The sequence below is a fragment of the Delftia sp. JD2 genome (genome assembly GCF_001682645.1).
Classification (GTDB): domain Bacteria; phylum Pseudomonadota; class Gammaproteobacteria; order Burkholderiales; family Burkholderiaceae_C; genus Comamonas; species Comamonas acidovorans.
The window spans coordinates 39140-60948 of record NZ_LFJT01000018.1; the positions used below are offsets into that span (position 1 = coordinate 39140).

At 65.5% G+C, this 21809-nt stretch carries 18 protein-coding genes and 3 tRNA genes; 5 read left to right on the top strand and 16 right to left on the bottom strand.

The genetic code is table 11. The annotated features are described in order from the left end of the window. Window positions 1-68: 68 nt before the first annotated feature. The 16 genes from ACM14_RS12080 to ACM14_RS12150 all read right to left on the bottom strand — a co-directional run bounded on the left by ACM14_RS12080 (window position 69) and on the right by ACM14_RS12150 (window position 16634). Window positions 69-4523, bottom strand: a complete 4455-nt coding sequence (locus tag ACM14_RS12080; protein WP_254662040.1) for a pilus assembly protein — start codon at window positions 4521-4523, stop codon at window positions 69-71. A 46-nt stretch (window positions 4524-4569) separates the two neighbouring features. Continuing rightward, window positions 4570-4995, bottom strand: a complete 426-nt coding sequence (locus ACM14_RS12085; protein ID WP_254662041.1) for a pilus assembly protein PilX — start codon at window positions 4993-4995, stop codon at window positions 4570-4572. Then, window positions 4985-5155: a hypothetical protein gene (locus tag ACM14_RS32410; protein WP_254662042.1), complete on the bottom strand. Its 171-nt coding sequence runs from the start codon at window positions 5153-5155 to the stop codon at window positions 4985-4987. Before ACM14_RS32410 ends, ACM14_RS12085 begins: the two co-directional genes overlap by 11 nt. Next, window positions 5152-6012 (bottom strand): prepilin-type N-terminal cleavage/methylation domain-containing protein, encoded by an 861-nt coding sequence (locus ACM14_RS12090; protein WP_254662043.1) that lies wholly within the window; start codon window positions 6010-6012, stop codon window positions 5152-5154. The genes ACM14_RS32410 and ACM14_RS12090 overlap by 4 nt, the downstream gene beginning before the upstream one ends. Next, window positions 5975-6496, bottom strand: coding sequence for a type IV pilus modification protein PilV (gene pilV, locus ACM14_RS12095; RefSeq protein ID WP_238002926.1), 522 nt, complete (start codon window positions 6494-6496; stop codon window positions 5975-5977). Before pilV ends, ACM14_RS12090 begins: the two co-directional genes overlap by 38 nt. Before the next feature lie 23 nt (window positions 6497-6519). Beyond that, on the bottom strand, window positions 6520-7032 hold the full coding sequence (locus ACM14_RS12100; protein ID WP_065346276.1) for a GspH/FimT family pseudopilin: 513 nt from the start codon (window positions 7030-7032) through the stop codon (window positions 6520-6522). Window positions 7033-7483: 451 nt separating this feature from the next. After that, a tRNA-His gene (locus ACM14_RS12105) sits at window positions 7484-7559 on the bottom strand. Window positions 7560-7813: 254 nt separating this feature from the next. Next, a tRNA-His gene (locus ACM14_RS12110) sits at window positions 7814-7889 on the bottom strand. 74 nt (window positions 7890-7963) lie between these two features. Continuing rightward, complete coding sequence (locus tag ACM14_RS12115; RefSeq protein WP_013803122.1) at window positions 7964-9859, bottom strand: SurA N-terminal domain-containing protein; 1896 nt, start codon at window positions 9857-9859, stop codon at window positions 7964-7966. A 60-nt stretch (window positions 9860-9919) separates the two neighbouring features. Then, window positions 9920-9995, bottom strand: a tRNA-Val gene (locus ACM14_RS12120). A 14-nt stretch (window positions 9996-10009) separates the two neighbouring features. Next, complete coding sequence (locus tag ACM14_RS12125; RefSeq protein WP_012204727.1) at window positions 10010-10282, bottom strand: HU family DNA-binding protein; 273 nt, start codon at window positions 10280-10282, stop codon at window positions 10010-10012. Window positions 10283-10734: 452 nt separating this feature from the next. Further along, window positions 10735-11304: a CDP-diacylglycerol--glycerol-3-phosphate 3-phosphatidyltransferase gene (gene pgsA, locus ACM14_RS12130; RefSeq protein WP_026062576.1), complete on the bottom strand. Its 570-nt coding sequence runs from the start codon at window positions 11302-11304 to the stop codon at window positions 10735-10737. A 77-nt stretch (window positions 11305-11381) separates the two neighbouring features. Beyond that, the gene (gene uvrC, locus ACM14_RS12135; RefSeq protein ID WP_063326573.1) at window positions 11382-13334 is read right to left on the bottom strand and encodes an excinuclease ABC subunit UvrC; all 1953 of its coding nucleotides are present in this window, start codon (window positions 13332-13334) and stop codon (window positions 11382-11384) included. 58 nt (window positions 13335-13392) lie between these two features. Then, window positions 13393-14379, bottom strand: a complete 987-nt coding sequence (locus ACM14_RS12140; RefSeq protein ID WP_043823497.1) for a tripartite tricarboxylate transporter substrate binding protein — start codon at window positions 14377-14379, stop codon at window positions 13393-13395. A 51-nt stretch (window positions 14380-14430) separates the two neighbouring features. Beyond that, window positions 14431-15420 carry a hydroxymethylglutaryl-CoA lyase gene (locus ACM14_RS12145; protein WP_034391949.1) on the bottom strand — a complete coding sequence of 330 codons (990 nt, stop codon included), beginning with the start codon at window positions 15418-15420 and terminating at the stop codon, window positions 14431-14433. Then, entirely contained in the window at window positions 15417-16634 is a 1218-nt protein-coding gene (locus ACM14_RS12150; RefSeq protein WP_065346277.1) for a CaiB/BaiF CoA-transferase family protein, read from the bottom strand. Before ACM14_RS12150 ends, ACM14_RS12145 begins: the two co-directional genes overlap by 4 nt. Before the next feature lie 168 nt (window positions 16635-16802). Between ACM14_RS12150 and ACM14_RS12155 the strand changes: the two genes are divergently transcribed. The 5 genes from ACM14_RS12155 (at window position 16803) to ACM14_RS12175 (ending at window position 21774) form a co-directional block, all read left to right on the top strand. After that, complete coding sequence (locus ACM14_RS12155) at window positions 16803-17687, top strand: LysR family transcriptional regulator (RefSeq protein WP_012204721.1); 885 nt, start codon at window positions 16803-16805, stop codon at window positions 17685-17687. A 5-nt stretch (window positions 17688-17692) separates the two neighbouring features. Beyond that, window positions 17693-18826, top strand: coding sequence for an elongation factor P maturation arginine rhamnosyltransferase EarP (gene earP / locus ACM14_RS12160; protein ID WP_065346278.1), 1134 nt, complete (start codon window positions 17693-17695; stop codon window positions 18824-18826). Window positions 18827-18988: 162 nt separating this feature from the next. After that, a complete protein-coding gene (efp, locus tag ACM14_RS12165) occupies window positions 18989-19543 on the top strand; it encodes an elongation factor P (RefSeq protein ID WP_012204719.1) in 555 nt (184 codons plus the stop codon). Between the two features lie 137 nt (window positions 19544-19680). Next, entirely contained in the window at window positions 19681-20301 is a 621-nt protein-coding gene (locus ACM14_RS12170; protein WP_065346279.1) for a DUF2239 family protein, read from the top strand. Between the two features lie 54 nt (window positions 20302-20355). Then, window positions 20356-21774 (top strand): MATE family efflux transporter, encoded by a 1419-nt coding sequence (locus ACM14_RS12175; protein WP_063326577.1) that lies wholly within the window; start codon window positions 20356-20358, stop codon window positions 21772-21774. The last annotated feature ends 35 nt before the right edge of the window (window positions 21775-21809 follow it).

Below are 21809 nucleotides of genomic sequence, written 5' to 3' on the forward strand. Positions count from 1 at the left end.
CAGCCAGACGGCCGGGGCCGGCAGGCCCCTGTGTGTAGTGGATGGGTGTGTAGTGGATGGGATGGCGGTCACGGGTTCGCTGGCTGGCGGCGCCAGCTCTGTCGCCCCCGGTCCACTCCGCTGTTGATATCGTCGCCCCCGGTCTTGACTGGGTCTCCCGCCCCGCTTGGCTTTCCGCTGGAGTCGAAGATCTTCGCGCCGCTGATGGTGGTCCTGCCCGGCCCCACCTCGCGGCCGTTGACCTGCTGGCCTGCCAAGTTGTCGGAGGCGTTGAAGATGCCGTCGCCGTTCACATCGAAGGCGACATAGTCGGTCTTGCCCCCGGTGTCGGGATCGATGGCGTAGATCGTGCTGGCCAGGCCTGCGGAGCAGGGGTCGCCCAGCGGCGGCCGGATGGAGGTGAACACCAGCCCCCGCCCGTACAGGCTCATGTCGTAGACCAGTCTTTCGCCGTCGCGCGGCAGATCGACGTACCAGCCCCAGCTGTGCACATTGGAGTCGGCGGTGCTGGTGGCGTCCTTGTACCAGGTGACCGGGTTGGCCGACAGGGCAAACTTGCCCGGAAAGCCGCTCACCTGGGTGAACTGCTGGGCCTGCAGATCCCCACGCCCCTTGCCGGCGGTAGGCAGCGGCTGCGGCGCAGCCGTGGCGGGTGTGCCGTAGCGATCCCAGACGCCGAACACCGATTGCCGGCGCATGTCCAGCTTGTCGTCATCCGTCATGAAGCGGCCCGTGCCGAAGGCCACCACATCGCCCTTGCCGCTGGAGTGCCGCACCACGTAGGGTGCGGTGGTGATGGACAGCCGCTTGCCGCCGCTGCGTTCGGACTCGCGTGCCACAAAGAACAGCTGCGCATTCCATGAGCCGCTGGTACCACTGGCCAGGTCCACGCGCCATACATTGCCCGCAAGATCACCGGCATAGGCCAGGTCCACCTTGCCATCGCCGTTGTTGTCCACCACGGCGGCACGCGACAGGCCGTTCTTCGGCGCAGGCAGCGCGTTCAACTCCGCAGCCGTCATGCCTGCCGCGAAATCAAAGCGCCGGATGACCTCGCCACTGGAGACATCCAGCACAAACAGGCTGGACTCGCCGGAGGCGCTGTTCGAAGCCTGGTAGCCATTGGACAGGAATACCACCCACCTGCCCTTGGACCGGCCGGCATCGTTGAGCCGCGCAACGACAGGCGCGGGCATCGAGTAACCCATGCGGTCGTCCTGTTCAACCCCGAACTCCCACAGCAACCGGGGGGAGGTGGGGTCCGTGACGTCCAGCGCGAAGACCTGCCGCCCGCCCGCGCCCAGGCTGCCGACCAGCACCCTGTGCCAGGCGTTGCCGAAGTAGACATCCGAGACCACGGGCGTCCCGTCCACGAAGTAGCGGTGGGGAGCGCCGCCCGCGCCATACCGGGACGCCAGGACATTGAGCGAATCCTTCACGCCCGATGGAATGAAGGCGAACTCCTCCTTGCCCGATGCCGCGTCGAAGGCGTGCAGCATGCCGTCGTTGGCGCCCACATACAGCATCTCCTTGGCAGCCTGTTTCGCGGCAAAGGCGGCATAGGTGGTGCTGCCCTCCAGCTTGTCCGCAGCGGAGGCGCGGTACAGGCCGCCCTTGACCCGCACCAGCGAGGAATTGACGATATCGCCCAGCACATTGGGCTTTCCGCTGTCCAGGGGCTTGCGCACGCGCAAGTCATCGCGCACCTCGCCACGCAGGAACTCGATGCGCTTTTTTGCCTGGCCATCGGCGGAGTTCGTGGCCGGGTCCGTGTTGAGCACGGCCAGCCAGGACGCATCGGAGCGCTGCCCGCTGAGACTGGAGTACGTGAAAGGGCTCAGCGACACGGCACTGCCGGTCCTGCTGGGATAGTAGATCTTGCGATCATCGGCGGGCCGCGCCGACAGGAGTTCCGCCGCGCTCCAGACCAGCGTTCTGTCGCTGGTGGTGAGCTTCTCGCGGATGACGTCGCCGCTCCAGTACTGGACCTCGAACGTGGTCCGGTACAGGTCGGCTCCTTCGCCCAGTGTCGCAGTGGGCATGTCCACGCTGACCGCCGTCACGGAACTGATGCTCTGCAGGATGTCGTTGAACGCCTTGGTCAATTGGTCCTTGAGCGTGCCGGCATTGGTCACCAGAAAATAGTTGTCCGGATCTCCCGTGATCTTGGAGGGGTCGCGGTCCGGCACACCGTACTTGGCGGCATACCACAGCGGTCCCTTCAGGAAGCTGCCCGCGTCGGTCGCATTGCCGGGAGTGAAGCTGCGGGTGGCCGTGAGTCCCAGGTTCGTGCATTCCGTGCGCTGCTGGGCCGAGATGCTGCCCCGGCAGTAGCCCGGATCGCGATTGGGTGGCGTGTTGTAGGCGTAGTAGGCCGAGGCCGTGTCCTTGTCACGCACCTCCAGGTACATGCCGTCCTTGGTGGTGCCCGAGATCACATAGCCCATGTGCTGTCCCAGGCCGCCAGCGGCGTATTCGGACACCATGTCGATCTTCACCTTGCCATCGGCCTGCAGCGCGACCGTATAGCGCGCGATGGCGTCCATGTCATGGTCGGCGCCCTGCTCCACGTCCTCGTAGTTGATGCGGAACTCCGCATAGGGCCGCCCGCCATTGACCGAGGCATCGATGTCCGCCTTGCCCGTGTTGGCAATGTTGACCACGTAGTAGTCGACGATCTGGTTGGTCGGCGTGAAGACCGCATTGTTCACGGTGCTGCCACCGGCACTGCCGGAGACGGTCTTGGCAAACGGGGCAATGGTCACAAAGCGTTTGCCGCCGATCGGAAAGCGTATTTCCGGCAGCGGTGACGCAATGGCCACGGAGTAGGTCCTCAGCGCATTCTTGCCCTGGCTGTTGCCGAAGATGGCATTCCTGGCGCCGAAACGGGCCACACCGGCGGCATAGTAGGTGCCTTCCTTGCTGGGCTCCTCGGGAGACAGGCCGCGCGCCCAGGACAGGTCTGCAATGGTCTTGACCGAAGGAGCCTGGTCGGCATTGGCCGATGTTGACTGGCCGATGAAGAAGTTCTTCCCGTCTATGCGCTCGGCCGAGCCGATGGCCGCCACCTCGTCAGAGACATTGAAGCCATTGAGGGCGCTGGCACCGACGCTCGCGTAGCGGCTGCCGGGCAGCTTGCCGTCGTAGGAGGGATTGATGTCGCTGAGCACCGTCATGACGGGACGGGAGCAGTACTGGTAGCCGCCCCCGCCTTCGGCCTTGGCCTTGTAGGGCGTTTCCCAGGCGGGCTTGGACAGGCCCAGGGACGCGTCCTTGGAGGAGCCGCCGGCGTAGTCATAGATGCCGAGGGCCTGGGACGCGCCGCCGAAATAGCGCATGGTCTCGAACATCATTTCGCTGATGGGATTGCCCCACATGGCGCACTTCGAAGGCTTGTCCAGCGAACTGATGGGGCCGGACGTGATCCAGCCGCATTCCACGTATTTGCCGCCGGTGTAGCCGATCAGGCGCTGGCGGTCTATGTTGGCGACCACGCCATTGACACCCGTCCTGAACTGGCCCGTCTGAGGGTCGACTTCCTCTGCGAAATTGCTGATATTGCGGCGCAGCACGCCGCCGGCGATGTTTTTCTCGTACGAGCCTGTGAGCAGGCCGAAGTACATCTTCCCGTTCTCTCCGAAGTCGTGCAGCAGCCCCGTGGGCTTGTAGATGGTCTTGCCGCCGTTGGGATAGGCCTTGCAGCTGGCCTCGAGCAACTGGACATTGCTGCTGGAGCAGGCCTCCACAAGCAGGTTGTAGTCAGTGATCCTGCTGGTGCCTCGCGCGCACGAATTGCCGCCTGCACAGTTGCTCTGCCCTGCAAAGCCCTCCTGGGACACCCAATCCCAGATCTGGAACGAGGAGTCATTGAGCACGCGCAACTGTGTGATGACGCCAGCGGCCTCCCCCAGCGTGGTGACGGCAAACAGATGGCGCGTGCCGGACGCCGGCTGGCGCAGCGGCGCATAGTCCGAAATGCTGTAGACCCCGAGATCCCGCGCAGGGTCATAGGCCTTGCCCCAGCTGTGCGCATCCCTGGGAATGTAGGCGGTCTGCAAAACGGTGCGCGAAGCCGTGTCCTCCGCACGCATGCCGCCATAAAGCACGCGGCGTATGGCGTCCATGCGCGATGTGCCCAGATAGTTCAGGAAGTCGCCACTCCAGTTGTTCGAGCACTTTTTCCTGTTGCTTCCGGTCGCTGCCTGCGAGGGCACGAAAACACCCTTGGAATAGCTGTAGCAGACGTTGTTGTTGAAGTAGCCGTAGTAGTCGATCTGGTCCGGCTTGTACCCGACATCGATCACACCGTCGCCGTTGAGGTCGGAGGCATCGTTGTAGGCCTCGTAGTACAGCTTGTGGTCACGCCCCATCACCAGCATGTTCAAGGGCGCCAACGCCTGGTTCACGAACAGCGGCATCTGGGACAGCACGGTGTCCGCGCGCCCCTGGGCATGCGCCGGCGTACCGGCCAGTGCCAGTGCCCACGTCCACAGCGCCAGGGCCAGGGCCCTCGGGCCCTGCATGGTTTTCCAACTTGCAATGCGAGCCATTGAAGCTCCCTCCCCCTGCTTACTTTATGAACATGTTGACGCTGGACCGCAGGCACAGCGCATCCGCTCCGCAGGCCTGGGCCTGCGACTTTTCCGTGGCCTGGGCATTGACCTCATAGAAGTCCGTGCAGCCGGTGGCGGGTGCATCCAGCGCGGACGTCGCACTACCCGACTTGGGACAGGCGGTCGTGATGTATCGGGGATACCAGTACCCATCGGGCTTCTGAAACCCGGCCGCCTTGGCCTTGGTCGTCCGAAAATCCGTACCGAGCCCGATGGAGTCCGTACGCACATCGGACACCGAGCAGGGAATGCCGCTGCCCTCGGCCACCGGAGTGCCGGCGCCATTGCAAGGCTTGAGCGCGACGGCATGCTCCAGCAGCTTGCGCTCGCCTTCTCGCAGCGTGCCATCCGCGGTTTCATACAGCCGCTGGCTATCCACCATGTTGGCGCGCCTCCAGCGTGGCCACGCGCATGCCGACCACCGCCAGCAACAACACCAGCAGCAGCATGATCATGGACACCAGCAAGGCATTGCCGCGCTGGCGCCCGTCCAGGACACAGGACATGCAGCGGCGGCTCCGGGCTCCGATCAGCGCGGTCATGGCATCAGATTCCTCAGGGTGAGCGTGCCGGTGGCCAGTTGCAGCAGGGCGCCGGCATTCGCATCGCATCGGGCCGCGGCGCCGCCCAGTTGCGCCCAACGCTCGCAGACGGTGGAGGCCATGCCCTGCGTCACCTTGCCGGAGCTTTCCAGCAAGAGGGCAAGGCGCAGGGAACGGATGGCTTCCTGCTGCCCGGGCAACGTGGCCGCGAAGGCATCGACCCGGCGTATCGCGCCGGGCGCTGTCTGCCGATCGATGCCGAACTCGAAATGCACCGCCCGCACGCCATCGGCAAGCGGCACAACCTCCTGCGCAGCCCGGCAGACCAGCACACCACTTTCGACGGTGTATTTCTCCGCGAACATGCCGGTCGCCGGCGCCGGAGCGTCATAGGGGCCGGCGGCTCCCAGGTTCGCGGGCGTGCCCGCACAATCGGTTTCCGCAGCGTCCCGGGGCTGGAAGCGAAGGCAGATGCTCTGCGTGTCAGCCGCGTAGAGCGCCTGTCCCTGGGCGAACTGGCAGCCGTTGGGATGGGGCGAGGAATCGGCAGGAAATGCGTCGAACATCGCCTGCGAAGGGTCTCTCCTGTAGCCTGCCTTGGAGAACTCGGAGTCCAGCACGGCCAGTGCCAGCCGGCTGTTGCCGAGGTTCTCGCTCTGCCCCACGCGAAAACCGAAGCTCGACAGCCCCTGCATGTAGATGGTGGTGGCAATCAGCACGAGGAACAGGCCGATGGCCAGCGCCACCATAATCTCCACCAGGGACATGCCCGCCTGTGACGGCATGCGCATGCGGCACGCCCATGCGCCCGGCCCGCGCTCAAAGCCGCGACCGCAGCGTGAATGTGCAAAATTCATTGTCGCTTCCATCCAGACATTGGCCTTTCTTGACCGGCCAGGCCACCGTCACGGACACCAGGCCATCGGCATCGGCGCTCACGGCGAAGGAGCTGTCGATGCGGTCCGCGGTGAGATCGGGCACCAGCTTGCGGGCCCGGTCGCCCCAGCAGGCCAGGCGCTGCTCCCGCGGTTGCGGCAAAGGCTGGCAGGCCGCAGGGGCCGCGGGCATCGCGGCCCCCTGTAGCTTCTGATAGCCGGCCAGTTCCTCCACGGGCGAGCCCTTCGCGTCAAGGACCGTGGCCGTATCCCCCCGCAGGGTCTCCAGCAGTTCGGAAGCCAGCATGGATGCCATCTGGCGCCGCTCGGTATCCACGGTGTATTCAATGGCACGCACATGGATGCGCACGGCGCCCAGCAGCCCCACGGCCACCAGCAGCACGGCGACGAGTACCTCGATAAGGCCTGCGCCGCGTTGCCTGCGAGAAGGAAAAGGAATGGACATGTTGCAGACCCGTTGCACGCGCATCAGCAACTGCCGCCGGCAGGCAGCCGCTGCTGGCGCACAAGCCCGGCGCGAGTCACTCTCAGGCAGTGCATGCGCGTGGCATGGCGAGCCGTGACGGTCAGCGTGTACAGCGTGCTGGCGCCGGAGAACTGCCTGGCGGTCCCCGTGGTTTCAAACAGGACGCCCTGGGAAGAATCACCGGAGGGCGACACGGTCACGGCATCAGGCACCCGGGCCTCGCGCACCAGTTGCCCTCCCGACTTGGCGGACCATGTCTGCCCCGCGCCCACGAAGCTGCTTTCCACCCGTTTGTAGACCGCTTCGGAGCGAGCCAGCTGCAGCAACGACTGCAACTCGAGCGCAGCCGAGCTGACGCGCTGGTTGGCTATTTGGACGATGAAGGAAGGAGCGGCCAGAGCGGCCAGAATCGCGACCAGCGCCACCACAACCATCATCTCGATGAGGGTGAAGCCACGGGGCCGTTGCCACCTGCCGCCTGGACAGCCGTTGCGCGTGTAACCGGGATTTTTCATGCAAGCGTGCTTCTCGTTGGCGGGGGACCATGCGACAGGCCTGCAAGCCCTGCGCCATTGCTCTTGATTGATGTTTGCAATCGTAATTCAATAGCAATGCAAAACACCTATTGACACAGGTCATGCGACAAATATAGGACTTGTCTTATAAAAACCTGCGCAGAGCGCAACACCCCATCCAGGCAAGCCCGGCCCGCCGTCCGCGCACGCAAGCTCGGCGGAACGGCCTGCGCAACGGGCATGGCCACGGTGGCGATACGGCAGATCGCGAAGTCAGGCAGGCAGGCCTCGCATCAAACGCCTGAAAATCCACGGCAGCATGAGCGGCCGCAATCCAGCCGCAGCGCGATTGGCCATGCGAATATCCCGCCTGCTTCCAGCCCCAGAAAGATAAAGTTTCCGCCCAAAGCAAAAATCCCCAGTGCATTTCTGCACTGGGGATTTTCTTGTTTGGGGTGGCTGATGGGGCTCGAACCCACGACAACAGGAATCACAATCCTGGACTCTACCAACTGAGCTACAGCCACCGTTGAAGCATTCGATTATATGCCAAAAACCAGCAGACAAATGCTTTGGAACAGGCGTTGCGTGACGGATCAGGAGCAGCCGGAACAAAGGCGCATCGGGGGATGCGGGCAACGGGCAGGATGCCGCCATCCTCCATGCCGCCGCAGCCGGCAGGAACCTAGTCCGGCGCCCCTGGAGCTTTCGGGGCAACCAGTCCCCCTGTCGCCCAAAGCAAAAATCCCCAGAGCATTTTTGCTCTGGGGATTTTTTTATTTGGGGTGGCTGATGGGGCTCGAACCCACGACAACAGGAATCACAATCCTGGACTCTACCAACTGAGCTACAGCCACCGTAGAAGAACGCTATTCTATTCCAAAAAACTGCTTGATTTTTGAAATTTCTGTCTTTCTAGAAATTTCTCTCATCAGGGGCGCGGGACCTTGATCTGCACCTTGAGCTGTTTCTTGAGAAGCTCGTAGTATGCCATAGCTTCTGCGACAGCAGAGCTTCGCAGGAAGTCCTGCTTCTGCGCGGCAGCAGCCTGTGCATCATCGGCCGGGCGCTCGACGATACGGTTGATCTTGACCACGGCATAGCCTTGGGCACCCATGTCAACACCCGTCCAGGCAGGCAGCTGAGCGGTCGGTGCGCGCAGGGCGGCATCCACCACTTCGCGCGACAGGCCTTCGGGCTGGTCACGGCTGATCACCTTGGCGGCAGGCAGTTGCGCCGCATCAGGCTTGGCCTTCCATGCTGCAAGCTTGGCCTCGCCATCGGCCTTGGCCAGTTCGGCGGACTTTTGCGCCACGTACAGGGTGCGCAGCTTGTCGCCCACCTCGGCCATGGGCAGCGTGCGGGCAGGCGTGTACTCCACCACGCGGCCGGCCACCAGTTGGCTGGAACCCAGCTCCACTGCGTCGGTGTTGCGCTTGTTGTTCAGCGAGTCGCTGGAGAACAACGCTTCCAGGAAGCGGGGGTTGGCCAGGGGGCCCTTGACGTTGGGGCCGGGCTGGCGCGTCACATGGTCTGCCTTTTGCACGGTGAGCTTGAACTTCTCGGCCACGGGCTGCAGGCTGTCCGACTGCTCGTAGACCGCGTTGGAGAAGCCTTCCGCCAGTTCGGCGAACTTGCGCTGGGCCTGCTGCTGCTTGAGTTCGGCTTCCAGCTTGGGACGCATCTGCTCGAAGCTCGGAGCCTTGGGCTTCTTGATGTCCACCAGCGAGATGATGTGGTAGCCGAAGTCGCTGTGCACCACGTCGCTGATGTCGCCCACCTTCATGCCGAAGGCTGCGTCCTCGAAGGGCTTGACCATGGCGCCACGGCCGAAGTAGCCCAGATCGCCACCCGATGCAGCGGAACCACCGTCCTGCGAATTGGCCTTGGCCAGTTCGGCGAAGCGCTTGGGGTCCTTGCGCAGCTCGGCCAGCAGTTCCTCGGCCTTGGCCTTGGCTTTTTCCTGCTCGGCAGCAGGCGCATCCTTGCTTGCATTGATCAGGATGTGGCTGGCACGGCGCTCTTCGGGGCCGGCCAGGCGCTCGGCGTTCTGGTTGTAGTAGGAACGCACATCGTCTTCGCTCAGCGTGATGCCGGCCTCGATGCTGGGAACGTCCAGCAGCAGGTATTCCACCTTGGCCTGCTCCGATTGCTGGAACTGGCTGGTGTGGGCATCGTAGTAGGCCTTGAGGTCTGCCTCGGTGGGCTGGACCTTGCTGGCGTAGGCGCTGGCTTCAAAGCGGGCCACCTGCACTTCGCGGCGCTGGTACAGCGCATCGATGGCCTGCTTGACCTGGGTGTCGGTCGCAAAGGCCGTACCCGTCACGCCACCCATCACCTGGTTCATGGACAGCTCGCGGCGCAGGTTGGCCTCGAAGCCTTCGGGCGTCAGGCCCTGCGATCCGACCAGGGCGCGATAGGCCTCGGCATCCATCGAGCCGTCAGGCTTCTTGAGCGCGGCAATCGCGGGAATCTCCTGCAGCGTGCGCACCAGCTGGGCATCGGATGCGGCCAGATGCATCTTCTGCACGGCAGCGGCCAGCACCTGGTCACGCACCATCTTCTCCAGCGTGGCGTAGCGCGCCTGCGGCGAGTCCAGCAGCTTGGGGTCGATGTTGGGGTTCTCGGCGCGCAGGCGATCACTCTCCATGCGGTGCGCGTTCTCCCAGTCGGCCTGCTTGATCTCATGACCATCGACACGTGCGACGATGACGCTGGACTCTGTGAAGTAGTTCTGGTTCACACCCACGAAGATGAACGAGGGAATGATCAGCAAGAACAACAAGATCATCACGAACTTGGAATGCTTGCGGATGGATTCGAACATGGTCTGTCGTCTTTCAATGGCAGAAATAGAAAAGGCGAACTTTCGTTCGCCTTTTGTTCTTGGTGGGTGCTGACGGGGTCGAACCGCCGACCTACGCCTTGTAAGGGCGCCGCTCTACCAACTGAGCTAAGCACCCCACCTTGACTGGTGTCAGTTCAGGGCATCTTTCAATGCCTTGCCCGGACGGAACTTTGGAACCTTGGCGGCCTTGATCTTGATGGTTTCGCCGGTGCGGGGGTTGCGGCCCGTACGAGCAGCGCGCTTACCAACGGCGAATGTGCCAAAACCAACGAGCGACACTGTACCACCCTTTTTGAGGGTTTTCTTCACAGCCTCAATCGTGGAATCCAGTGCACGAGCAGCCGCAGCCTTGGAGATGTCGGCGTTGTTAGCGATGTGCTCAATCAGTTCGGTTTTATTCACAAGATGCCTCTGGAGAAATAAGTGAATGGGATGTCTCTGCGGCCACCAACTTGGCTCGGCCAGAAACCCGGCGCGACGGATACGGAATCTGGCTTGCCGTTCGACGCCTGCCTCGGGGCAGACATCGGTGAATTAAAGCCATCGACCTTCCAGGTGTCAATGCACGCTGCGCATCGCAGCGACAGGGGACGATTCTATGCGGTTTTGGCGCCAGCTTTGGCTTTGCGGCCGGTTTTTTGCGCCCGGCGCAGGCTAGCGGCTTCACGAATTGACAAGGGTTGACAATGGACTTGTCCGCTGCAGGCCTTGCCAGTGCTGCAATGCGCCTCACCGCTTCGCATCCACGACGCCGCAGCGGCGGCCCTGCCTGATTCAAATGCTTCCAAAAAAGTAGCAACGCCAGACAGTTTGACGTGTCTGGCGCAGGATCCCGGGAACGGCCGGAAAGGCCCTCAGTGCGTGACCCGCGCGCGGATCTCGGGCAGGGCTTTTTGCAGGTAGTACACCATCGACCAGACGGTGAGCACCGCCGCCACCCAGATCAGCACCTGGCCCCAGACGCCGGTGTCGATCATGCCGAACACGCGGCCGTCATACAGCAGGAAGGGGATGGCCACCATCTGCGCCGTGGTCTTGAGCTTGCCCAGCATGTGGACGGCCACGCTCTTGCCCGCGCCCAGGTGCGCCATCCACTCGCGCAGGGCCGAGATGGCGATCTCGCGGCCGATGATGATCAGGGCCACGAACACATCGGTGCGCTGCAGGTGCACCAGCACCAGCAGCGACGCGCAGACCAGGAACTTGTCGGCCACCGGGTCGAGGAAGGCGCCGAAGGCCGATGTCTGGTTGAGCTTGCGCGCCAGGTAGCCGTCGAGCCAGTCGGTGGCCGCGAAGACGATGAACATGACCGTGGCGACCAGGTTGCGGGTCGCCACATCGAACGGCGCGTAGAACACCCCGACGATCAGCGGAATCGCGACGATCCGCGTACAGGTCATCAAGGTGGGGATTGTGAGAAACATGGCCGCCATTGTGTCACGTACCTTGGTGTTTGAGGTTCTGTTTCAAGGCCCGCGGTGCAGCCTGCGGGACGGTCATTTCAATGCAATGCACGGTAGATATCTTCAGCCAGCGCGGCCGAGATGCCGTCCACGCTGCACAGGTCCTCGACGGTGGCTTCGGACACGCCGCGCACGCCGCCAAAGCGCTGCAGAAGGCGCGCGCGCTTCTTGGGGCCCACGCCCGGAATCTCCTCGAGCTTGCCGCCGCCCACGCGCACCTTGGCGCGCGCCGCGCGCATGCCGGTGATGGCGAAGCGGTGGGCCTCGTCGCGGATCTGGGCCACCAGCATCAGCGCGGCCGAGTCGTAGCCCAGGTAGATCTTCTCGCGCCCGTCGGCAAAGACCAGCTCTTCCAGGCCGACCTTGCGCCCCTCGCCCTTTTCCACGCCCACGATGCGCGAGACATCGAGGCCCAGCTGCTCGAAGACTTCGCGCGCCATGCTGACCTGGCCCTTGCCGCCGTCGACCAGCACCAGGTCCGGCAATTGCGGCTGCTTGCCCGTGAGCTCGGCACCGCCCGCCTCTCTTTGCGCTTCGGCCACGCGGCTGTAACGGCGCGTCAGCACCTGGCGCATGGCGGCATAGTCGTCGCCGCCCGTGATGCCTTCGATGTTGAAACGCCGGTATTCGCTGCTTTGCATCTTGTGGTGATGGAAGACCACACAGGAGGCCTGCGTGGCCTCGCCCGCCGTGTGCGAGATGTCGAAGCATTCGATGGTGAGCTCGTCCAGGTTCTCGCAGGCCAGGTCCAGCGCCTCGACCAGCGCGCGCGTGCGCGCCTGCTGCGAGCCTTCTTCGGCCAGCAGGCGGGCCATCTGGATGTCGGCATTCTTTTGCGCCATCTCCAGCCAGATGCGCCGCTGCTCGCGCGGCTGCTGCACGGCGGTGATGCGCACGCCGCCTTGCTCGCTCAGCAGGGCCAGCAGCTTCTTGTCCACCGGATGGCTGACGATGAGCACGGGCGGCACGGCCACGCCGGTGTAGTGCTGGGCGATGAAGGCCTCCAGCACGATGTCCTCGACCGGGCGCGCGGATTCGGCAAGATTGGCCTCTTCCTCGCCGGCGTAAACCGAGGCGGCATCGCCCAGATTGGCGGGAAAGTACGGCCGGTCGCCCAGGTGGCGGCCGCCGCGCACCATGGCCAGATTCACGCAGGCGCGGCCGCCCTGCACCTTCACGGCGAGGATGTCCACGTCGCGGTCGTCGGCGGTTTCTATGACCTGCTGGTGCAGCACGCGCGACAGCGCCGTCATCTGGTTGCGCACCTCGGCAGCCTGCTCGTATTCCATGCGCCCGGCGTGCTCCATCATGCGGGCCTCGAGCTGGCGCAGCAGTTCCTGGGTTTCACCGCGCAGCATGGCTTCGGCATTGCGCACGTCCAGCGCATAGGCTTCGGGCGAGATCAGATCCACGCAAGGGCCGCTGCAGCGCTTGATCTGGTAGAGCAGGCAGGGGCGCGAGCGGTTGGCAAAGACCGTGTCCTCGCAGGTGCGCAGCCGGAAGACCTTCTGCAGCAACTGGATGCTTTCCTTGACGGCCCAGGCGTTGGGATAGGGACCGAAGTAGCGGTGGCGCTTGTCCACGGCACCACGGTAGTAGGCCATGCGCGCGAAGCGCTGGTGGGCAGGCTCGCCAGCCTGGCCGTCGCGCGCGGCCACGCCGGTGATCTTCAGGTAGGGATAGCTCTTGTCGTCCCTAAACAGGATGTTGTACTTGGGGTGCTGCGTCTTGATGAGGTTGTTTTCGAGCAGCAGGGCCTCGGCCTCGGAGCGCACCACCGTGGTCTCCATGCGGGCGATCTTGCCCACCATGTGGCCTATGCGCGTGCCGCCATGGTTCTTGGTGAAGTAGCTGGAGACCCGGCGCTTGAGGTTGATGGCCTTGCCCACGTACAGCAGCGTGCCTGCCGCGTCGAAATAGCGGTAGACGCCGGGCAGGCCCGGCAACGCTGCCACCTGGGCCAGCAGTTCATCGGAATGGGGTTCGGACATGCGCCTATTGTGGCCGCTGCCCGGGCCCGCCGCAGCGGGCCTGCGGGCCCTCGGGCTCTTACTCGGCCTCGATCTTCGAGGACTTGACCACCTGGGCCCAGTTGGACCACTCGGTCTTGACCATGGCGCCCAGCTGCTGCGGGCTCATGTAGTCCGCCGTGGCGCCCTGCTCCTGTGCCTTTTGCTTGAAGGCCGGGTTCTCCACCACCTTCTTGAGGTCGGCCGTGAGCTTGTCGATCACGGGCTTGGGCGTGGCGGCGGGCGCAAACACGGCAAACCAGGAGGTGGCGTTGACGCCCGCATAGCCGGCCTCGGCCGTGGTGGGCGCATCAGGCAGGCTGGGCAGGCGCTGCGTGCCGGTGACGGCCAGCACGCGCAGCTTGCCGCTTTGCACGTGGGGCATGAAGGGCGGCGCCGTGCCGAAGGTCAGGTCCACCTGGCCGCCCAGCAGGTCCTGCAGCGCGGGGCCGGTGCCCTTGTAGGGGACGTGGACCATCTTGATGCCGGCCTGCTGCTCCAGCATGGCGCCCGTCACGTGCTGCAGCGAGCCATTGCCCGATGAGGCGTAGTTCAGCTTGCCGGGGTTGGCCTTGGCATAGGCCACGAGTTCGGCCAGCGTCTTCACGGGCAGCTCGGACCGCACCACGATGATCTGCGGCGCCGACAGCACATTGGCCACGGGCTGGAAGTCGCCCTGCTCCCAGATGCGGGCCTTGGTCAGGTGGGGCGAGATGACGTGATAGCCCGAGTACTGCATGAGCAGGGTGTAGCCATCGGCCTCGGCACGCTTGACCAGGCTGGCTGCGATGGAGCCGTTGCCGCCGCCCTTGTTGTCCACCACCACCGACTGGCCGATGACGGGCGCCAGGGCCTGGGCCGCCATGCGCGCCGCCAGGTCGGTAGTGCCGCCGGCTGCGGCCGGCACGATCATGGTGATGGTCTTGGCGGGGTAGCCGCCCTGGGCCAGCGCGGCTGTGCCGCCCAGGCCCAGTCCTGCGATGGCCATGGCCACGGCTGCGATCTGTCTGCGTTGAATCTTCTTCATCTTTGTCTCCTTGGTTTGCTCGGTTCTTGTGAATGAGAATGCGCGCCGGCCTCAGCCCTTGGCCAAGGCCCGTTCGCGGATGGCTGCAAAGTCGGCTGGCGGCTGGTGCAGGTCCAGCCGCGCGCCGGCCTTGGCGATCTGGCTGGCCGTGTCATGGCCGATCAGCGCGGGCAGGCTGCGCGCGGCAGCGACGATCTGCGCCAGGTCCACGCCGGTGTCGTAGCCCATGAGCTGCAGCGCGTGGACGATGTCCTCGGTGCAGGCATTGCCCGAGGCGCCGGGCGCGTAGGGGCAGCCGCCCAGGCCGCCGATGGAGGCATCGAAGCGGTCGCCGCCCGCCTCGATGGAGGCCAGCACATTGCCCAGGGCCATGCCGCGTGTGTTGTGGAAGTGCAGGGTCAGTCCCAGCTGCGGCCAGCGCTGCCGGAAGGCAGCCACCATGGCACGCACCTGGGTCGGAAAGGCCATGCCCGTGGTGTCGCACAGCGTGATGCCCTGCACGCCCAGGTCGGCAAAGCGCTGCACCCAGTCGAAGACTTCCTGCTGCGGCACATCGCCCTCCATGGGGCAGCCAAAGCAGCACGACAGCGAGACGTTGACGGGCACGCCCGCCTGCTGCGCCGTGGCCACGACCTGGGCCAGCGCCGCGAACGACTGGCTGCGCTGCATGCGCAGGTTGCACAGGTTGTGCGTCTCGCTGACCGACATGACCAGGTTGAGCTCGTCCGTGCGCGCCTCGATGGCGCGCTCGGCGCCGCGGGCATTGGGCACCAGGGCCGTGTAGACGGTGCCGGGGCGGCGCTCTATCTCACGCATCACGATCTCGCCATCGCGCAGTGCGGGAATGGCCGTGGGCGAGACAAAGGCCGTGACCTCGATCTTGGACAGGCCGGCCTGCGACAGCGCATTGACCAGGGCGATCTTGTCCTCGGTGGGGACAAAGGCCTGCTCCATCTGCAGCCCGTCGCGCGTGCCGACCTCGTTGAAGAAAACGCGGCGGCCCGCGCCCTGCCAGACATCCGTGGGGTGGACGGCATTCATTGGATCACTCCCTTGCTGCGCAGCAGCGCAATCTGTTGGACCGTGAGGCCGGCCTCGGCCAGCACGGCATCGGTGTCATCGCCCACATGGGGCGCACTGCTGCGCACCGTGCCGGGCGTGAGCGAGAGCTTGGGGACGATGCCCGGCACCTCGATGTCGTCTCCGTCGCGCGTGTGCTGGCTGAGGATCATGTCGCGGGCGCGGTAGTGCGGGTCCTCGGCAATGTCCTTGGCCGTGTAGACCTTGCCGGCCGGCACGCGCGCGGCGGCCAATTGGTCCATCACCGCCTGCACGCTCTGCGTGCGCGTCCAGCCGCCGATGACGGCGTCGATCTCGGTGATGCGCGCCACGCGGCCCGCGTTGTCGGCCAGCTGCGGATCGTCGGCCAGGTCCTGGCGGCCGATGGTGGCCATCAGGCGCTTGAAGATGGAGTCGCCATTGCCGGCCACCAGCACCCACCCGTCCTGGCAGGGATAGGCGTTGGACGGCGCAATGCCCGGCAGCGCACTGCCCGCCGCCTCGCGCACGGCACCGAAGGCGCTGTATTCGGGCAGCAGGCTTTCCATGACATTGAACACGGCCTCATGCAGTGCCACGTCGATGACCTGGCCGGCACCGCCGTTCACCTTGCGGTGGTACAGGGCCATCATCACGCCGATCACGCCATGCAGCGCGGCCAGCGTGTCGCCAATCGAGACGCCCACGCGCACCGGCACGCGGCCTGGCTCGGCAGTCAGGTGGCGCAGGCCGCCCATGGCCTCGCCGATCACGCCAAAGCCCGGCAGGTCGCGGTAGGGGCCGGTCTGGCCGTAGCCCGAGATGCGCAGGATGACCAGGCCGGGGTTGAGCGCATGGAGCTCCTCGGGCGACATGCCCCAGCCCTCCAGCGTGCCGGGACGGAAGTTCTCGACCAGCACATCGGCCTCGGCGATCAGGCGCCGCGCGATGTCCTGGCCCTCCTGCTGGCGCAGGTCCAGCGCCACCGAACGCTTGTTGCGCGACTGCACCTGCCACCAGACCGAGGTGCCGTTCTTGATCAGGCGCCAGTTGCGCAGCGGATCGCCCGCGCCCGGCGCCTCGATCTTGACCACGTCGGCGCCGAACTCGCCCAGCGTCTTGCCGCAGAACGGCCCTGCGATCAATTGCCCCATCTCGACCACGCGCACGCCGTTGAGCGCGCCGGGGGTGGGAACCAGCCTTGTCTGTTGTGTCATGGGTTAGCGCTTCCTCTTTGTCTCCTGCGGCCAGCCTCCGATGGCATTGCCGCGGCGCCGATCTTGCCGCCGTCCGCGCCGGCCGCAAAACGCTCAAGCGCGACGCTGCCATCGCAAACCGGCATGGCAGAACCCAGCCGGGCGGGGCCGGGAGATAATCGCCACCCCATGAAACTCGACCCGATTTCGCTGCGCCTGTTCGTGGCCGTGATGGAGGAAAGCGCCATCGCCCGCGCCGCCGCACGTGAACACATCGCCCCCTCGGCCGCCAGCCGGCGGCTGGCCGAGCTGGAAAGCCAGCTGCAGGTGGAGCTGTTCACCCGCAGCAACCGCGGCAGCGTACCCACGGCCGCCGCCTATGCACTGCTGAACATGGCGCGCGGCGTACTCAACGACCTGGACGGCATCGGCGAGCAGATGCGCGAGTACGGCAGCGGCCTGCGCGGCCATGTGCGCGTGATGGCCAACATCTCGGCCATCACGCAGTTCCTGCCCTCGCAGCTGCAGCGCTTCCTGGACCAGCACCCGCATGTGGACGTGCGCCTGCAGGAGCGCGTGAGCAGCGACATCGCACGCGCCGTGGCCGACAACGAGGCCGATATCGGCATCCTCAACCAGGGCAGCTACGGAGAGAAGATCCGCCTGCGCCCGTACCGGCGCGACCGCCTCATCGTCATCGTGCCCCAGGGCCATGCGCTGGTACGGCGGCGCTCGCTGCGGCTGGCCCAGGTGCTGGACCATGACCTGGTGGGCATGCATGCCGGCAGCGCGCTCAACCACCAGATCACGCGCGCCGCGGCCGACCTGGGCCTGCAGCCCCGGCTGCGCATGAAGGTCACGGGCTATGACGCGCTGTGCCTGATGGTGGCCTCGGGCCTGGGCGTCGGCATCCTGCCCGAAGGCAGCGCACGCCTGTACCTGGGCGCCCTGCCGCTGCGCTGCATTGCGCTGGACGAGCCTTGGGCCGAGCGCCAGCTGATGCTGTGCGTGCGCTCGCAAGAGGCACTGCCGCCAGTGGCGCAGTTGCTGGTCGAACACCTGTGCGAACCCTGATCCCCATGCTTGCCTTCAAACCCATCCCCCCGGCCCCTCTGCCAGAGCAGGCCGCTGCGCTGACCTGGGACATCTTCTGCCAGGTCATAGACAACTTTGGCGACATCGGCGTGTGCTGGCGCGCGGCGGCCGACCTGGCTTCACGCGGCCAGCGCGTGCGGCTGTGGATGGACGACGCCAGCGCCCTGGCCTGGATGGCTCCGCGGCTCCACCCGGCCGGCCTCAGCGTGCACGGCTGGCCCACGCAGGCACAGGACGTCCCGCAGGCCGTGGGCGATGTGGTCATCGAGGCCTTCGGCTGCGAGATCCCGCCGCCCTTTCTGGCGGCCATCGCCCGCCGGGCACCGCTGTGGATCAACCTCGAGTACCTGTCGGCAGAGGACTATGTGGAGCGCTGCCACCGCCTGCCCTCGCCGCTGATGTCGGGGCCGGCTGCGGGGTTGACGCGCTGGTTCTTCTACCCGGGCTTCACGGCCGCCACGGGCGGCCTGCTGCGCGAGCCGGACCTGGCCGCGCGCCAGGCAGCTTTTGCTTCCGAGGGCCAGCAGGCCTGGCGCACACGCCACGGCATAGGCACCGGCGATTGCGCCATCTCTCTGTTCTGCTACGAGCCCCCTGCCCTGCCGCAATGGCTGGCCGAGCTGCATTCAGCCCCCCCGGTCCCGCAGGCCACGCATTTGCTGGTGACCCCGGGGCGCGCAGCAGCCGCCGCGCAACAGGCCATGGCCAGCGTGCTCGCCACGGAACAAGGCGCGGTGACCCGGCATGCGCTGCAGCCCTGCCCCCAACCTCAGTTCGATGAAATGCTCTGGGCCTGCGACCTGAACCTGGTGCGTGGCGAGGATTCGCTGGTACGCGCGCTGTGGGCGGGCCAGCCGCTGGTCTGGCACATCTATCCCCAGCACGACGACGCCCATCACGACAAGCTCGACGCCTTTCTTGACTGGCTGCAGGCACCAGCCAGCCTGCGCGCCTTCCACCATGCCTGGAACGGTCTGGCACCGGCAAGCACCCTGCCCGCAATCACGCCCGTGCTGCTGCAGCAATGGCAGGAATGCGTGCAGGCGGCACGCTTGCGGCTGCTGCAACAGACCCCATTGATTGAGCAGCTACAAGCTTTCGTGACCGAAAAAAGCTAGAATGCACGTTTTGCCTCCCTGGAGGCGCCGCTGCGGGCGACCGCCAGCCGGCCGCCATCGACCAACCAGGGTTGCACCCGCCGCGGAACTGCGGCAGGCGCACCGTCCCAGCGACTTCGCTTGCCTGCCCTGTTGAGCGGCTCAACCTCAGCCAAGCAAGCTATGAAAATCGCTCAAGAAATCCGCGCCGGCAACGTGATCATGCACGGCAAGGACCCGATGATCGTCCTGAAGACCGAATACGCTCGCGGTGGCCGCGGCGCCGCCACCGTCCGCATGAAGCTCAAGTCCCTGCTGGGCAACATGGGCACCGAAGTCGTCTTCAAAGCCGACGACAAGATCGACAACGTGATCCTGGACAAGAAGGAGTGCACCTACTCCTACTTCGCCGATCCGATGTACGTGTGGATGGATGCCGACTTCAACCAGTACGAAGTGGAAGCCACCAACATGGGTGACGCCATCAACTACCTGGAAGACGGCATGGAAGCCGAAGTCGTGTTCTACGACGGCAAGGCCATCTCCTGCGAACTGCCCACTTCCGTGGAACGCGAAATCACCTGGACCGAACCCGCCGTCAAGGGCGACACATCGGGCAAGGTGCTCAAGCCTGCCAAGATTGCCACCGGCTTCGAAGTGCCCGTGCCCCTGTTCGTGAGCCAGGGCGACAAGATCGAAATCGACACCCGCACGGGCGAGTACCGCAAGCGCGTCTAAACAACGCTTGCAGTTCCCTCTGCGAAGCCCCTGGCAGTCTCTGCCAGGGGCTTTTTCTTTGGCGGGATGCCGCACGATCAACAAATTTAACCCGGGTTTAATTGACTTGATATTTTTACCCGGCTAATATCTGCGCCATGACTACCAAATCCAGCGCAGCGGCCGCCGAGCCCGCCCCCAGCTACACCATCTTCCAGGGCCACAGCCGGCTGCTGCAGGCCGGCAGGCCGGCCATCCTGCAATTCCTGCAAAGCCATGAACAACAGGCGCAGGGCAGTGGATCGGCACCGCCGTTGTGGGTTTTCGACGACCACAGCGGCATGCGGCTGGACCTGGACTGGCGCAGCGAGCTGGCCTCAGCGCCTGCCCCTGCCGAAGCCGCCGCGCCCCGCAGCGTGGGCCGCCCCAAGCTGGGCGTGGTGGCGCGCGAGGTGACCTTGCTGCCGCGCCACTGGGAATGGCTGAACCGCCAGCCCGGCGGCGCCTCCGGCGCACTGCGCAGGCTGATCGAGGAGGCGCGCGGCAAGCACGCCGCACAGGATGCCGTGCGCGCCGCCACCGAAGCCGTCTACCGCTTCATGAGCGAGATGGCGGGCGACCTGCCCCATTTCGAGGACGCCAGCCGCGCCCTGTTTGCACGCCAGGCCGAAGCCTTTGCACAGCACACCGCCGCCTGGCCCGAGGATGTGCGAAGCTATCTGCAGCAACTGGGCGGCCCCGTGTGGGCGGGCTCACCTGCGGCGCCAGCCCAGGACTGAAGACCTGACCCGGCCCGACCTCACTGCTTTTCTCGTCGCATTACCAGACACAACATGACGAAACCAACCGAACCCCTGCCCCAGGCCGCCGCGCCTGCCGCATCCAGCCACGGCGGGCCGCCCATTGCCGGCAGCCAGCCGTTGTGGCGCACCTTTCTGGTGTTCCTGGGCCCCATGGTGCTGGCCAACATCCTGCAATCGCTGTCGGGCACCATCAACAGCGTCTTCATCGGCCAGATGCTGGGCGTGCAGGCGCTGGCCGCCGTCGCGGCCTTTTTTCCGGTGATGTTCCTCTTCATCGCCTTCGTGATCGGCCTGGGCGCGGGCTCCTCAGTGCTGATCGGCCAGGCCTACGGCGCGCGCATGCATGACAAGCTGCGCGCGATTGCGGGCACGGCCATGTGCATAGGACTGCTGTTCGGCGCCATCGTGGCCCTGTTCGGCGGGCTGTTCACCGAGCCGCTGATGCGGTTGCTGGGCACGCCGCCCGACATCATGGAGCAGGCCACGCTGTACTCGCGCATCGTGCTGCTGGGCATGCCGGGGCTGTTCGTGTTCCTGCTGGCCACCTCGCTGCTGCGCGGCGTGGGCGACACGGTCTCGCCCATGCTGGCCCTGCTGATCTCCACGGGCACGGGCCTGGCCTGCACCCCGGCGCTGATCGCGGGCTGGGCCGGCCTGCCGCGCCTGGGCGTGGCCAGCGCGGGCGTGTCCATGATCCTGGGCTTCACCCTGGCGCTGGCCTGGCTGGGCTGGCGGCTGCGCCGCATCGGCAGCCCGCTGGCGCCCAATGCCGCGCTGTGGAAGGCCATGCGCATTGACCGTACCCTGCTCAAGAGCATCCTGCGCGTGGGCATTCCCACGGGCGTGCAGATGATTGCCTCGTCCATGGCCGGGCTGGTCGTCGTGTCGCTGGTCAACGGCTTCGGCTCCAGCGCCACGGCCGCCTATGGCGCGGTCAACCAGATCAACTCGTTTGCGCAGTTTCCCGTGATCTCGGTCGCCATCACGGCCTCCATCCTCGGAGCCCAGGCCATCGGCGCGGGCCGCAGCGAGCGCCTGGGAGCCATCACGGCCACGGCCATCCGCATGAACCTGGCATTGGGCGCCGCCCTGGCCCTGATCGGCAGCCTGTTCGCACGGCCGCTGCTGGGCATGTTCATCACCGACGAGCAGGTGCTGGTGCTGGCCATCGAGCTGCTGTACATCGTGCTGTGGAGCGGCCTGCTGCTGGGCTGCTTCATTGCCCTGTCGTCCATCATGCGTGCCAGCGGCGATGTGGTCATTCCCACGGCCATCACCATCACGGTGCTCGCCGTGCTGGAGCTGCCCATGGCCTGGTGGCTGAGCCGCGGCTTCGGGCTGATGGGGATCTGGATGGCGCTTCCGCTGTCCTACACCCTGACGCTGTGCCTGCAGACCGCCTACTACAAGCTGGTCTGGAAGAAGCGCCCGATCCGCCGCATGGTGTAAGGCGTGCGCCATGCAAAACAGGCTTCCCGAGGGAA

Coding starts and splice junctions, on each gene's coding strand:
- ACM14_RS12140 (WP_043823497.1), bottom strand. CDS start 14,379: ATGAAGAAGATTCAACGCAGACAGATCGCAGCCGTGGCCATGGCCATC.
- ACM14_RS12145 (WP_034391949.1), bottom strand. CDS start 15,420: ATGAATGCCGTCCACCCCACGGATGTCTGGCAGGGCGCGGGCCGCCGC.
- ACM14_RS12100 (WP_065346276.1), bottom strand. CDS start 7,032: ATGAAAAATCCCGGTTACACGCGCAACGGCTGTCCAGGCGGCAGGTGG.
- ACM14_RS12085 (WP_254662041.1), bottom strand. CDS start 4,995: ATGGTGGATAGCCAGCGGCTGTATGAAACCGCGGATGGCACGCTGCGA.
- ACM14_RS12090 (WP_254662043.1), bottom strand. CDS start 6,012: ATGAATTTTGCACATTCACGCTGCGGTCGCGGCTTTGAGCGCGGGCCG.
- ACM14_RS12115 (WP_013803122.1), bottom strand. CDS start 9,859: ATGTTCGAATCCATCCGCAAGCATTCCAAGTTCGTGATGATCTTGTTG.
- pgsA (WP_026062576.1), bottom strand. CDS start 11,304: ATGTTTCTCACAATCCCCACCTTGATGACCTGTACGCGGATCGTCGCG.
- ACM14_RS12175 (WP_063326577.1), top strand. CDS start 20,356: ATGACGAAACCAACCGAACCCCTGCCCCAGGCCGCCGCGCCTGCCGCA.
- efp (WP_012204719.1), top strand. CDS start 18,989: ATGAAAATCGCTCAAGAAATCCGCGCCGGCAACGTGATCATGCACGGC.
- ACM14_RS12150 (WP_065346277.1), bottom strand. CDS start 16,634: ATGACACAACAGACAAGGCTGGTTCCCACCCCCGGCGCGCTCAACGGC.
- ACM14_RS32410 (WP_254662042.1), bottom strand. CDS start 5,155: ATGACCGCGCTGATCGGAGCCCGGAGCCGCCGCTGCATGTCCTGTGTC.
- pilV (WP_238002926.1), bottom strand. CDS start 6,496: ATGTCCATTCCTTTTCCTTCTCGCAGGCAACGCGGCGCAGGCCTTATC.
- ACM14_RS12080 (WP_254662040.1), bottom strand. CDS start 4,523: ATGCAGGGCCCGAGGGCCCTGGCCCTGGCGCTGTGGACGTGGGCACTG.
- uvrC (WP_063326573.1), bottom strand. CDS start 13,334: ATGTCCGAACCCCATTCCGATGAACTGCTGGCCCAGGTGGCAGCGTTG.
- ACM14_RS12155 (WP_012204721.1), top strand. CDS start 16,803: ATGAAACTCGACCCGATTTCGCTGCGCCTGTTCGTGGCCGTGATGGAG.
- earP (WP_065346278.1), top strand. CDS start 17,693: ATGCTTGCCTTCAAACCCATCCCCCCGGCCCCTCTGCCAGAGCAGGCC.
- ACM14_RS12170 (WP_065346279.1), top strand. CDS start 19,681: ATGACTACCAAATCCAGCGCAGCGGCCGCCGAGCCCGCCCCCAGCTAC.